This is a genomic window from Pristimantibacillus sp. PTI5 (assembly GCF_048572955.1).
GTDB lineage: Bacteria > Bacillota > Bacilli > Paenibacillales > Paenibacillaceae > Pristimantibacillus.
This window is the reverse complement of the sequence record NZ_CP183886.1, coordinates 6,360,485-6,373,313: the sequence shown is the minus strand read 5'-3', so window position 1 is coordinate 6,373,313 and position 12,829 is coordinate 6,360,485. Positions and strand designations below refer to the sequence as shown.

General features: G+C 47.4%; 14 protein-coding genes. 4 read left to right on the top strand and 10 right to left on the bottom strand.

The genetic code is table 11. From position 1 onward, the window contains the following. Positions 1–79: 79 nt before the first annotated feature. Positions 80–253, top strand: coding sequence for a hypothetical protein (locus tag ACN6MW_RS28185; RefSeq protein WP_419873092.1), 174 nt, complete (start codon positions 80–82; stop codon positions 251–253). A gap of 137 nt (positions 254–390) precedes the next feature. Continuing rightward, the gene (radC, locus tag ACN6MW_RS28180) at positions 391–993 is read left to right on the top strand and encodes a RadC family protein (protein ID WP_419873091.1); all 603 of its coding nucleotides are present in this window, start codon (positions 391–393) and stop codon (positions 991–993) included. 189 nt (positions 994–1,182) lie between these two features. On the opposite strand, the gene ACN6MW_RS28175 is transcribed toward radC, so the two are convergent. From ACN6MW_RS28175 to ACN6MW_RS28165, 3 genes are all read right to left on the bottom strand, one after another. Then, complete coding sequence (locus ACN6MW_RS28175; protein ID WP_419873090.1) at positions 1,183–2,118, bottom strand: CBASS cGAMP-activated phospholipase; 936 nt, start codon at positions 2,116–2,118, stop codon at positions 1,183–1,185. Next, positions 2,115–3,077 carry an SMODS domain-containing nucleotidyltransferase gene (locus ACN6MW_RS28170; protein ID WP_419873089.1) on the bottom strand — a complete coding sequence of 321 codons (963 nt, stop codon included), beginning with the start codon at positions 3,075–3,077 and terminating at the stop codon, positions 2,115–2,117. The genes ACN6MW_RS28175 and ACN6MW_RS28170 overlap by 4 nt, the downstream gene beginning before the upstream one ends. Before the next feature lie 99 nt (positions 3,078–3,176). Next, entirely contained in the window at positions 3,177–3,584 is a 408-nt protein-coding gene (locus ACN6MW_RS28165) for a hypothetical protein (protein ID WP_419873088.1), read from the bottom strand. A gap of 583 nt (positions 3,585–4,167) precedes the next feature. Here ACN6MW_RS28165 and ACN6MW_RS28160 point away from each other — a divergent pair. Continuing rightward, on the top strand, positions 4,168–5,631 hold the full coding sequence (locus ACN6MW_RS28160) for a YifB family Mg chelatase-like AAA ATPase (protein ID WP_419873087.1): 1,464 nt from the start codon (positions 4,168–4,170) through the stop codon (positions 5,629–5,631). Positions 5,632–5,703: 72 nt separating this feature from the next. On the opposite strand, the gene ACN6MW_RS28155 is transcribed toward ACN6MW_RS28160, so the two are convergent. The 7 genes from ACN6MW_RS28155 to rplS form a co-directional block, all read right to left on the bottom strand. Further along, entirely contained in the window at positions 5,704–6,111 is a 408-nt protein-coding gene (locus ACN6MW_RS28155) for a YraN family protein (protein WP_419873086.1), read from the bottom strand. Then, positions 6,101–6,409 carry an EscU/YscU/HrcU family type III secretion system export apparatus switch protein gene (locus ACN6MW_RS28150; protein ID WP_419873085.1) on the bottom strand — a complete coding sequence of 103 codons (309 nt, stop codon included), beginning with the start codon at positions 6,407–6,409 and terminating at the stop codon, positions 6,101–6,103. The genes ACN6MW_RS28155 and ACN6MW_RS28150 overlap by 11 nt, the downstream gene beginning before the upstream one ends. Beyond that, a complete protein-coding gene (locus ACN6MW_RS28145) occupies positions 6,406–8,259 on the bottom strand; it encodes a hypothetical protein (protein ID WP_419873084.1) in 1,854 nt (617 codons plus the stop codon). The genes ACN6MW_RS28150 and ACN6MW_RS28145 overlap by 4 nt, the downstream gene beginning before the upstream one ends. A 249-nt stretch (positions 8,260–8,508) precedes the next feature. After that, the gene (locus ACN6MW_RS28140) at positions 8,509–9,123 is read right to left on the bottom strand and encodes a ribonuclease HII (RefSeq protein WP_419873083.1); all 615 of its coding nucleotides are present in this window, start codon (positions 9,121–9,123) and stop codon (positions 8,509–8,511) included. A 21-nt stretch (positions 9,124–9,144) separates the two neighbouring features. Then, positions 9,145–10,011: a ribosome biogenesis GTPase YlqF gene (gene ylqF, locus ACN6MW_RS28135; RefSeq protein ID WP_419873082.1), complete on the bottom strand. Its 867-nt coding sequence runs from the start codon at positions 10,009–10,011 to the stop codon at positions 9,145–9,147. Between the two features lie 9 nt (positions 10,012–10,020). Continuing rightward, a complete protein-coding gene (gene lepB / locus ACN6MW_RS28130) occupies positions 10,021–10,632 on the bottom strand; it encodes a signal peptidase I (protein WP_419876469.1) in 612 nt (203 codons plus the stop codon). Positions 10,633–10,813: 181 nt separating this feature from the next. Further along, on the bottom strand, positions 10,814–11,155 hold the full coding sequence (rplS, locus tag ACN6MW_RS28125; protein WP_053375699.1) for a 50S ribosomal protein L19: 342 nt from the start codon (positions 11,153–11,155) through the stop codon (positions 10,814–10,816). A 210-nt stretch (positions 11,156–11,365) separates the two neighbouring features. Here rplS and ACN6MW_RS28120 point away from each other — a divergent pair, with 210 nt between their 5' ends. Beyond that, positions 11,366–12,769 carry a CAP-associated domain-containing protein gene (locus tag ACN6MW_RS28120; RefSeq protein WP_419873081.1) on the top strand — a complete coding sequence of 468 codons (1,404 nt, stop codon included), beginning with the start codon at positions 11,366–11,368 and terminating at the stop codon, positions 12,767–12,769. Positions 12,770–12,829 lie beyond the last annotated feature (60 nt).

The following is a 12,829-nucleotide window of genomic DNA, read 5'->3' as shown; positions in this document are numbered from 1 at the left end:
CTATGTTTGGCTGTTCATTAATTGTTTACAGTGAGAAATTGGCCCAGTGAGATTAAGCCGAAAAGAGGAGGTGAACAAAATGGAAGCTTTCAAACAAGCATTAGATGAATTGATTGGCTCCATGATACGATTAGAACAGGAGTGGGAAAAAATCGAAGAAGGTAGCTCAGATGAACTTGCGGTTCAATACCCTCTTGATGATGATTTCCGCACAGTGGTTCATCGGTTTATTGAATGGCGAAACAAATTATAAAAAATGAAAAAGGCCGCATTGCGAGTGCGACCAAGTAAAATCGTCTACATCTATGATATCTAAATACTAAAATTTTCACAAGGGGGGGCCATCGTGCCTCCCTTTTGTTATTCAATCAAACAAATGGAGGTTTTAAAATGAATATCTCATATACGTTTAGATCAGCTTTATCAGATGCGCTTTGCGTAAAAGAAAGTAGCTCTGTCATGGATGAATTGTTTAACCGCTTTACATCGCCCTTTGATCTGCTGGATGCAACCGAGCAGGAGTTAACCACTATCAGAGGAATAGGCCCAATGAGAGCGAAGCAGATCCTATCTACATTGAAACTAGCTCAACTCTTAAACATCCCAAAGCAAGCTCCTGATAAAATTCGTAGTCCTAAAGACGTATTCGAGCTTCTACGCTATGAGATCGGATTGGAGCAAAAGGAATTTTTCGTTGTCCTATTCCTTTCGACTAAGAACCATATTATCGGTAAGGAAACCATTTCAATCGGGAGCTTGAATTCCGCCATAGTACATCCACGGGAGGTGTTTAAGGCAGCTTGTCGTCGCTCTGCCTGCTCGATAATCGCAGCCCATAACCATCCAAGTCAGGACACAACACCTAGTCCTGAGGATATCAAACTTACCAAAAGACTCGTTGAGGCAGGAGAGATCATGGGCATTGAACTACTTGATTCGATGATTGTCACTGGTCACAGCTATTGCAGTTTAAAAGAGCGTGGCCTTATGTGAGCCTAAAATCTATCCGTATAGAGGATCAGAATTTAGGATGAAAAGAAAAGTCGGAGCATAGCGGAGAGCTTGTCTAATAACTAGGCTCTCCGTGCTTCTGCCTTCGGCTGGGTTATGAGCTCGCTTCGCTCGCTATTTTGCTGTTCCCATACGTCCTACCTGGCGGCCACGCGTACGGATTGGATTCGTCTATAAGCTCCTGAATGGCACAAACGGTTCTGAATGCGTCTTAAAGAACGTATCTTTAAGATCTCGATATGCTTTGCTCGCTTCTGTTTTACCCAACCCACAAAGAGAAGAAATCTCCTTAGCATTATCGAGAGCATAACGTTTGGGCATATACGGGTTAATCCTGATTACGTTCTTTTTCCCACCTGCGAGTATTGAAGCCGTACCTAACGCTTGTGAGGACTGTCCAGACATAAATACATCGGTTATATTAAATCCCCAGTAGCCCAGCCCCATTGGCAGTTTTCTAGCTAAGCCGATATTTAATGGCGTTGTCGTACAGCCGAGGCTTAGCACCTTTAGGTCGTGTTTAGGCCAGTCGAGAACTCCGATTGCTTCGACTACAGCCACACCAACAGGATTGTTCGCCCACATACCGCCGTCAATGATAGGTGTTCCTGATTCGGAAACATGGGTTTTGAAGTATGTTGGGGCGGCGGCAGTGCCAAGTGCAACGTTTACCGCCATTTCTTTGTAATCTCGGAAGTAATCGGGATTATGAGACGTTTTGTAAACGTGCACCTCTCCCGTTTCAATATTCATCGCTGGAATTACTAGACGGGTCCTGCTTTCACCCAATTGCTTATTTCCGAACGTTTCGTACAACGCGGATCTTAAAGGGGTTACGCTGTACTTTGCTGTGCCTAAGCTCTTAAATTTAGTAAGCATAGAGCTCTTAAAGATTTTAGGCCCTTCCGATTCGTAAAATGACAAGATCTCCTTAGCGGGAAGCCCCAATCCTAATCCAAGTGCGATTATTCCGCCTGTAGATGTGCCTACAATTAGGTCAAAGTAATTGGCGACATTATCGCCGATAGCGTCTTCTAGCGTTGCCAGGAAAGATGCTGGAAATACTCCTTTGATTCCGCCACCATCGATAGACAAAATCCTTTTCATGTAGACACCCTCATTGGAAAGAAAGAATCTCCAAGAATTTCCTTCCAGCAACTAATGGCAAAATCACGATTCTCTGACTCCACGGCCATTTTTGAGTATCTAGAAAGCACAATCACGAATTTGTGGAATAAGCTCCAGTTCTCCCATTTCCATTCAGTCTCATCAAATAGTTCACGATCCTCACACGGCGTTTTAATATCCGATTCATACCATGCTTCAGCAGTATAATTAGCGATGTAGCTTAAGAGGTAATGAAGATAATTTGCGGCTGAACCATGGTAATACTGATTCGGGATCGAAAAAAGAAGGCATTCTAAATGAAACGATACCACATCGAGCTTAAGAACTGTCCGAATATGTTTAAAGGTTTTTATTGCTGGAATGAAATTACCATATGTAAATTGATCTCGGTTCTTTGCCGAAAGATACGCTTGGTGATCTCGTGCATACCCCGTCTCCCAGTTTCCAGTATGAGGACGGAAAAGGTAAAAAGGCTCTGCTCTAGAATCATCATTGCCTTCCGCCTGTACGACAGGAAGAATCTCTACTTTGATCCCCAAATCAACCTTGATACACATACTCTGGTCATTGTAGCGAACCTTGCTTCGATACCTACCGTCATTCAAAAGAGGAGCAGCTATGATATTGAAAATTTCATTGCGAGACCAATACCTTACTCCGTTGCCTCCATCGCCACTCTGGCTTGATGACGATGGATAAATTAAACTCCTACAAACGACAACAATATCCACATCATTTATGGTGTAAATCGCCGTTTGTTGCTTGTATGAACCTTGTAAAAAGCAGATAGGCGAAAGCTCAGAAGCCAATCCTAGCGGATTTTCGATCAATGAGGTTATTGTTGAATGCTCGCTTGAAGCCTTTGTAACGAAACTTGGGCTTGGATTCAGCCTATTAAAGAAATATGCAAAATTCGCTGACAACGCATGTTGAGCCAACGACTCCCCCCCTTATGCTTTGGTCTAATGACAAAGCATTTTAGGGATATTATACCATCATTGCGCGAATCTCTGTACAAAAAGAACTATACGGTCGAATTATGTCATTGTGATGATATTGCTCTGCGAAATATCGGGCGTATACAGAAAAGCAGATAAGTCGAGTGGCTTAGGTATCGCTTCAAAAAAATTAAACCCGTTCTCTCCATAATCACGTATCTTTCTTTGAGTGGTACGGGTAATCTCTGACCATTGCAAGCGATAAGCGTTTAACGACTCAATGAGTTCCCTATAAGCAGAAGGTAAAATTGATACATCGGTTATAATGTTATACTTGGATGCCAAAGACAAATCATCCACTGTCATGGCCGATATGCGTTTCATCCTCTCTAGACGTAGACGAAGCTCAGCCCTGGTCCACGTATCAGTGACAACTTTTCGTTTATTCCACTCCGCCCTTTGCTTATCGTAAACCACGAGCTGTGCCCCTGAACTGGATTGACCCATATACAGTGTCCCCTTATATGAACTAATTGTGCAACGCTTTGGTGGATGAATGACATGAATCATATTCATGGGAATCCCTATATCAAAGGCAATATCTACCCGCTTCAGAAACCATCGCTCTAGAGGAATACATTCAAAGATGTCTCGCAACAGCTGGCTACCATTCGAATAGCCATGAAACGTAAGTGATGCTGTATACTTAATATACGGTAACAAAGGTCGGTAACGTAGATATACACCATTTGTATGATCTCTGATGACATGTCTCCACCTATCGTTCGGTATTGAATGGTGACGCTTGATTACGCATCCATATAACATTCTGATCTCTAGGTCGTTCAGTTGGGCATATAATATTTTTGTGTCGGTCGATACGTTCATAATAGCGCCTCTATTCATAATAAGGGTAGTTGAGTGACAAGAAACGGAGTCATATCTAACGTAAGCATTCCAGTGACAAGAAACGGAGTCATATCTAACAACTGTTCTTTAATCAGTTGCTATCGACGTTCTCTAGGAAGAGGCCCTATGTCCTTTCGTTCTATCAATCATGACTTTGTACCCTTATATGAGCATTGTCGGTTTGCCTGATCCCGCTGTGCGCGAATCGGTCGAACGTGTAAGGGCTGCGCTGAAGAACAGCGGTTTCAACTTCCCTATGGACCGAATAACGGTTAACCTTGCTCCCGCAGACCTGCGCAAAGAGGGTACATCCTTTGATTTAGCCATTGCTGCCGGCATCTTGACCGCTAGCGGACAAATAAGCGCAATGCCCTTCGAGAACACGCTCCTTATTGGAGAACTCTCGCTCAACGGGAGCGTTCGGCCTGTTGCGGGCGTATTGGCCATGATTGAACAAGCGAAGCGGCTCGGCCAAAAGCGTGTGTTATTGCCTAGCGGCAACGTAAATGAAGCCGCATGGATATCGGACATGGAGCTTTATGCGCTGAATCATTTGAACGAGCTGGATTTACTCAAAAAGAAACAAGAAGGCTGGGATCACATTCGGGTCGTCCAGGGAAATGAATCAGCGTTTGGGGTTATGCAAACTAAAATAACAAAGGATAAGCAGGATGAAATCGGCGACTATGGCGATGTCATCGGGCAGCATCAGGCCAAGCGAGCCATGCTCATCGCTGCGTCCGGCAAACATAATATACTTCTAAGCGGCCCCCCAGGGACGGGGAAAACGATGATGATCCGGCGTCTACCCGGTATTCTGCCGCTGCTGAATGAGCAAGAAGCGCTGGAAGTAACCAAAATTTATAGTGTAGCAGGCAAACTGCTCGATAGTACCCACGGCTTGATTACGCAAGCCCCTTTCCGCTCGCCGCATCATACGATCTCACCGGGAGGCTTAATCGGCGGCGGCTCTATTCCGAAGCCTGGGGAAGTAACTCTTGCACACCGCGGCATACTATTTCTCGATGAATTGCCTGAGTTCCCGCGGCAGGTGCTAGAGGTTATGCGGCAGCCGCTTGAGGATCGCATCGTAACCATCTCCCGATCAAAAGCAGTGTTTCAGTTTCCGACGAACATCATGCTTGCCGCCTCTCTCAATCCTTGCCCCTGCGGTTATTTCGGTCACGAATACGGCGATAAGCGCTGTATCTGCAGCTCAACTCTTATTAGTCGTTACCGCTCAAAAATATCGGGCCCGCTGCTTGACCGGATCGATTTGCAGCTGGAGGTTCCCCGTCCGATTTCGCTGGATCATCACTTATCCGGTCCTTTGCTCAATACGGCTCAAATGAAGCTTATGGTGCAAAAAGCCAGGGATTTCCGGGAAGCCCGCACGGCAGACAGCTGTATCAATTCCGCTGCCGAACTTACAGGCGCAGCTCTGCGCAAAGCCATTCTTATAAAGCCTGAAGCGGTGAACCTGCTGGAAAATGCATTTGAAGTGCTCGGTATCAGTATGCGTGCTTATGACCGAATGCTAAAACTGGCGCGAACGATTGCCGACCTCGAAGAAAGCGACTTCGTTGAAGCGGCGCACATTGCCGAGGCCATCCAATTTCGCGGTCTCGACAAGCCGCTGCCCTAATCCCCTAATCACATGAAAGGGCTCTCGCAGCGAGTGGTGTACTCCTGAGAGAGCCCTTATTTGGCGGATCTGCTAAAATGCACCTTGATAATGCTTGCAAGTGATAATTTTGTCATCTATTCGGTCAATCGTAACAGCAATGACATCAAACCGAAGAGAAGCATCCAAACGCCCAACGCTGCGCAAATAAACCTGTGCCGTATTCCTCACCTTTTGCTGCTTGCGATAGTCAACGGATTCTGCCGCCGTGCCGAACCTGCCGCCTTCCCTTCTCGCCCGCACCTCAATAAATATAAGCCTGTCTTCATATTCTGCGATGATATCGATCTCTCCGCTGCGGCAGCGCCAATTCCGTTCAACGATGGAAAATTGCGCTTCGGTTAAATACCCGCAAGCTGCATTTTCGCCAAGCTCGCCAGTTTGCTTTCTACTGTCGCGTTTGTTCTGTGCACTCAGGTAACCCTTCCTATCATCCGTCAATCATATCCCTCGCTTTGCGGTCTGAGCGATAGACGAAGCTCAAAATTTCAGCTACCAACGTATAAAGCTCTGGAGGAATCTCTTGATCGATATCGAGCTTGGAGAGCACCTCGACTAGCGAGGAGTCCTCTTGAACGGGAATCCCATTTTCTTTTGCCCGCTCAAGTATGAGATCTGCGATATGTCCTTTTCCTTTGGCTACCATGACCGGAGCCGTTCGTTCGCCCGGTTGGTACCGAAGAGCTACCGCTTTTTTAACTTTTGCCGGCTGCGCTTTGTTTTCTTGGTCGCTGCTCATATCCGATAATCCACTCCTTTATAACGGTTCGCTGAAAAAGCGGACATATCGGTCATTTGCTGATTCTTAGGTTCCAATGCCGTCGGTGAGGCTTCTTCCCTTTTATTATCACTGGCCTTTGGCAGCGGGGTAGTGCGCAAAGAGAGCAGCTGGTAGCCGGCAGCCTGAAGGCTGCCTGCGATTTCGGTCCGGGAAGACTCTGCAAGCGCAGATATAGCCGGATGGTCATTCCATAAATTCAAGCTTACGATTTTGTCCATGACATTCACGTCAACCATCGTATCGCCAAGCGTATTCATGGACAAATTGAACAGCAGACGGCAATTGGAAGAGTCTAATTCGCCTTTACTTCCGCGTCTTGTTTGTATATGCACGGATGCAGTTTGTTTGCCGTCTGCGCTGTTAAGTGGAATAAACATCGTTACATGGGTAAGAACTGAATTATTGCGCTCAGGCGTTAATAAAAGCTGCTGCCCCGTTATTTGTTGCACAAGCTGCTGAGCGGTCTCTTTTACCGCTGGCGGCGTATTATCCGCTGATACCAGAGCCAGGAGCGCGCTTTTAAGTGATTCATGCTGCACTGCAGGCGCCGGGTCCGGCGATGGAATACTATCAGCTATCCCCGCTGCGACGAGCCCTGCAGCCCTTTCAATACTTTGCCTGTAGTCTTGTACCCTAACTGGACGCTGTTCTTCGCTTTCAGTAAACTCCAGTTTAACTACTTGCTCAACATCGGCTGTTGGCACGGATCCTTGTTTAATTGCCCCCTCTGGTAGATTATTAGGCGAAACGGGGAGATTATGGGCAAGCAAAGGTTGCTTTACGGAAGTATCTCCGGAAGAAGCCGACTGCATCGATGACGGCGGTGTTGACTGAACCGGATGGTTCGGCTGAGGATCGCTCGTAAGCGACTTCGCAAGCTGCAGCTCGTGATCCACTCCCATCCATTTCATCATCTGGCCAAGCCAATTAGGCTGGTTGGCTGCCGGCTTGACGGTTTGCGGCAAACCTTTATCTGCAGAACCTTCCTCGACGGTATTCATCTTTGCCGCACTTTCTTGCTGCGTGTCTTGCTTTACATTCGGCATATTTTGGGGTTTCGCGGCAGCGACCTCTTTTCCAGCGTCACCATCCGACTTTGCGGTCTCTATCGCAGCTGCCGCACCACGAAGGAGCTCCATTCCTTCTGACAGAAGGGCTTGCACGCGAACTGCGGCATGGTTTATTGGCTTGCTTTCCGTTTCCGAGCCATCCGCTTTGCTCATCGATAGGGTCGAAAGCTGCTGCTGCAGCGTATCCAGCAGCTCATGCGCGCTTTTTCCAAACATAACCTGCTGCATGGCTCCCACCGCGCCTCCTGTCATTGGCAATCCGCGTTTAAATGCAGCGGAAGCGGCCTGCATCCATTGCTCCGAATCGCCGCCTGCTGGCATCTCCGAGGCAGCTTGCTGAAATGCTTGTGCGACCTCGCGGTTAAGGATTACGCCTTCCTTGCGCAAATCCTTCACGAGCTGGACTGCCCATTTCTGTTCAGGCAATGCCAGCTGCTTCGCCCATTCCTTGAAAGTATCCTCCGGCAAGCCCACTTGACCGGGCTCAACCTGTTTAAGCATTACGAGCGCTCCGCTTGACTGCGGCTGGACTTGCAGCATTGCGGTTTGGCCTGCTTGCAGGGGCTGCTCCAGCTTTGCCCGTACCTGCACACCGTTAATTTGTACAAGCGCCTCGTTATTTTCCATCACCTGCAGGATGACACCGCGCACGATCTGTCCAACTTTAAGCTCTACCGCTCTTGTATCCGTACTTGAAGCTTCGCCCAAGAAGCTTCGCATCATTTGGCTAATATTCATCTGCTCATCCGCCTCTGCTGCTTTTGCGCCAACATGCGCATCTAAGCGTTCCTTGCTGTCTCTATGTATTTTATTGCGACTGCGTTAATCCTATAAGCCTTATATCGGTCATCATGCGCAAAGCATGAAGCTATTCGCACCAAAAAATGTTCTCCAAACAAAATAACGCCCGATAAGCACACAAGGCATCCTTTGCCTCGTACAACTAATCGAGCGTTAAGTCCTTTTTCATTTCATAAAAAGGAGCCGTTAAAAAAGCAATAATTGCTCCTCCGTGAACAAATTGCCAAGAAACGACCTGCGATGCAGGGGGCTTGGCCCATTTTCGAGCAATCGTTCACGGTGCAGCTTTGTTGCGTAGCCTTTATGAATCGCGATCCCGTATGCAGGGAATTCTGTCTCCCATTCCGATGCGCAGAGCCTATCGCGGGTAACCTTGGCCACGATTGATGCGGCTGCAATGCTCTGGCTCGTCGCATCCCCTTTGATGATGGATTGCTGTGGCAATGCCACATCCACTTTCTCCGCATCGATAAGCAAATAATCGGAAGGAATTTGCAAAGACTCTACGGCAATCTTCATGGCAAGCCGTGCTGCCTGCTTGATGTTGATACGATCGATCGTTTCTGCGTCGACGCGAGCGGCCGACCAGGCGACGCATTCCTGCAAAATAATATCGTAAAGCTGGTCACGTTTCTTCTCGGACAGCTTTTTTGAATCATTTACCCCTTCAATCACCAGTCCAGGCGGTAAAATAACGGCAGCTGCGACCACATCTCCGAAGAGACAGCCCCGTCCTACCTCATCTACGCCCGCAATGGCTTTATAGCCTTCCTGCCATAACGACTGTTCGTATTGCAGCACGTTACGTTCCCCCGTTTCACATCAATAAGGCGGAGCCTCAAGCGTAATCCGTCCCAGCTTTCCTGAGCGCAAATCACGCAAGATAATGCCTGATGTCTTCTCCAAATCGACGTGTCCGCCACTAACAAGGCAGCCTCTGCGCCGACCGATATCTTCCATTACCCTCACGATTTCATCCGAATCCGATGTATCCTTCGGCGGTGTATCAAGCTCATAACGTTCTTTGATGTTAGGCCAGTAGCGATCTACCAGTTCACGCATTGCAAAAAAGGCAATATCGTCAACGTTCAAGATTTGCTCCCTGATCGCGCCTGTCATCGCAAGCCGATAGCCGACAAGCTCGTCCTCGAATTTCGGCCACAAAATGCCTGGCGTATCGAGGAGCTCCATTTCCGTACCGATCTTTATCCACTGCTGCCCCTTCGTCACGCCTGGACGGTCGCCTGTTAAAGCAATCGCACGGCCGGCGAGTTTATTGATCAGCGTCGATTTCCCGACATTCGGTATGCCGACAATAAGGCCGCGAAGCGCGCGCGGGTTAATTCCTTTGTTGATCTGACGGGCAATTTTCTCATGCAAAATCTGCTTCGCCTTTAACGGTACCTCATTTACCTTCGTGCCCGTTGACGAATCGATTGCAATCGATTCATGGCCCTCGTTGCGAAAATAAGCCATCCATTGCTCCGTTGTCTTAGGATCAGCCAAATCGGATTTATTCAGTACGATCAATCTTGGCTTTCCGTTCAAAATTTCCTCAATCATCGGATTGCGGCTTGAAAGCGGAACTCGTGCATCCAATAGTTCGATGGCAAGATCGATTAGTTTCAGCTTGTCTTGTATTTGCCGTTTCGCCCGGGTCATATGACCCGGAAACCATTGAATGGTCATTTACTCACCTCATTTTGTCCAGTGCTTAATAAACTCCAGCTTGTTCAGCGGCCAAAAAATAATATCGGCGCGGCCTACAACCTCTTTATCGGATACAAACCCGATCACGCGGCTGTCCGTGCTGTCGCTTCGGTTATCGCCAAGCGCAAAGATCGTATCCTCCGGAACGACAACTTCTGCTACATCGGAGGTCGATCCTTTTTCATTGTAAAGCCTGCCTTCGGCATGTGCTGCCTCAACGGCTTCTTTAATATACGGCTCATCGATTTTTTTATCATTGATATAAAGGTCATCGCCTTCAAGCCTTATTTTGTCCCCTGGCACGCCGATAACCCGTTTAATAAATTTACGGCCTTGCTCTGGAACATCGAATACGACGACTTCTCCAAATTTCGGCTCGCGAATCGTATACAATATTTTGTTTACAATCAACCGTTCGCCCGTCTCGAAGTTGGGTTGCATAGAAGGTCCGTCGACGATGAAAGGCGAAAACAAAAATTGACGTATAAGAAATACGAGAACGACAGCGATCACCAATGCTTTGATCCATTCTACGATTTCTTTATATGCACCGCCTTGCTTGCCGGAGCCGGAAGCATGGACTGCTGCTCGATTAGGTATATTTTGCTGAATATCCGCATGTTCCTGCGAATCCTTTAGATCATGTTCATTGCCTGTCCCGTCATTTCGCTGCTGAGAGTCCACTCTGCCCGCCTTCTTCCCATTTGCTGTAGTATGTAAATGACCTTTGAGAAAAAACGAAAAGGAGCTTGTTTGCGCAAGCCCCTCTTGTCGTTTGTTCTTAACGAATTTCTTTAATACGAGCAGCTTTTCCGCGAAGACTACGTAGGTAGTACAATTTCGCGCGACGTACTTTACCACGGCGAGCCACTTCGATTTTTTCGATTTTAGGCGAGTTAAGCGGGAAAGTTCTTTCCACACCAACACCGTAAGAAATTTTACGCACTGTAAAAGTTTCGCTAATACCACCGCCGCGACGTTTGATTACAACGCCTTCGAACAACTGGATACGCTCACGAGTTCCCTCGATAACTTTTACATGAACTTTTAGCGTGTCACCAGGACGAAAGTTCGGTAGACCTTGACGCAGGTTTTCTTGCGCAATTGTTTGCAAAAGATTCATTTGATTCACTCCTTCCGCCATAGACGTTCTTATAAGCTCGCCGAATTCCTCTGAACCGGGTCATCACTGATAGCGGACCGTCCGACTTTTCGAACAACATTAGAAATTTTACCATAGCCAGCCCAATATTACAATACGATTTTTTATTCCTATTTCATGTATACTGAAATATGACAAACACCGACAGAAGAGGTGACTACTTTGCATTACATGAGTAAAACGGTTTCAGCGATTAAAAAAGGGGGAATATCGGCTGTCCTTTTATTATTAGCTTTCTCTGCTCCTGCTCAAAGCTACGGCGCAGCTGCTGCTTTCAAGGATACGAATGGTCATTGGGCAGGCTCGTATATAACCTGGGCCGTCGATCAAAAATTAGCACAGGGCTACGGCGATGGCTCCTTTAAACCCAATAATCTTATTAATGAAGCCGAATTTTTGGCTATGCTGTTAAGAACCTATAACTTGGCGGCTGAATCTCCTTCTGCCGGCAGCGTATGGTCAAAACCCTATTACGATTACGCTAACAATCACGGTTGGCCGCTCCTTCTCACTCCGCAGGATAATGAGTTACGAAGAGGCCAAGCTGCTCTCCTGCTCGCTTCTGCTGCCAATGGGACAGCCTTCACGGAGCAAAGCGCAATCCAGTGGCTGCTCGATGAGAAAATATCTAACGGCCGTACTTCTGCAACGGTTGCGGGCTTTATTCCGGACGGTAAGCTTACACGAGCGGAAGCGTTAACCTTCTTTTACAACCTCAAGCAGCACTTAACCACATTATCGAACGCAAAAATATTAAAAACAAATCACTTACTCGGCGGGATCGCGTTGAACGATACGCTCGACAAGCTCCAGAAAACACTCGGCAAACCGACTCGCGTTGATCCCAGCGAATACGGTTTCTCCTGGTATGTTTATCGCGGAAGCTATAGTCATTTCATGATGTTCGGCGTTCAAAATTCCCGCGTCGTCGCGCTTTTCTCGAATGCAAGCGATGACTGGGTGAGCCCATCCGGGATCATAATTGGACAAACGGTTGAAAACGCTAAGAAACTTATAAAAAATGCAGTCAGTCCCGATGATAAGGATGACTATTATGCCTACACCTTAGGCAGCGAACGAATTACCCTTTTCTACGACAGGCATGACGCAAACAAAATTGCAGGAATCTTGCGAATGAACCAGTCGGTCTCTAAACCTGTTAAGTCAGCTTATACAAGCAAGCTTGAATCGGCCTTCGAACAGCAGCTCTTCGATCTTGCAAATGCAGAGCGCGCCATCCGAGGCATCCCTCTATTCCAATGGGACAAGCTCGCAGCTGCTTCCGCGCATAGCCACAGCAGCGATATGAATAATCGTGACTTTTTTGATCACATCAATCCGGACGGCTCCTCGCCGTTTGACCGTATGAAAGCAATGGGCGTCAAATATCACAGCGCGGCCGAGAATATTGCGGCTGGTTATGCGAACAGCCTTTTCGCCCATTACGGCTGGCTCAATTCCAAATCCGGACATCGAGAATCGCTGCTGGACAGCAAGCTCAAGCGGCTAGGAACGGGCGTTTCCGTTGGCGGAAGCTATCAAATCTATTATACCCAAAATTTTTATACCCCATAACACGGGTATACTGCTAATAACCAAGTAAAAGCCGCAGCGGAGGCCCGCTGCGGCTTTTAT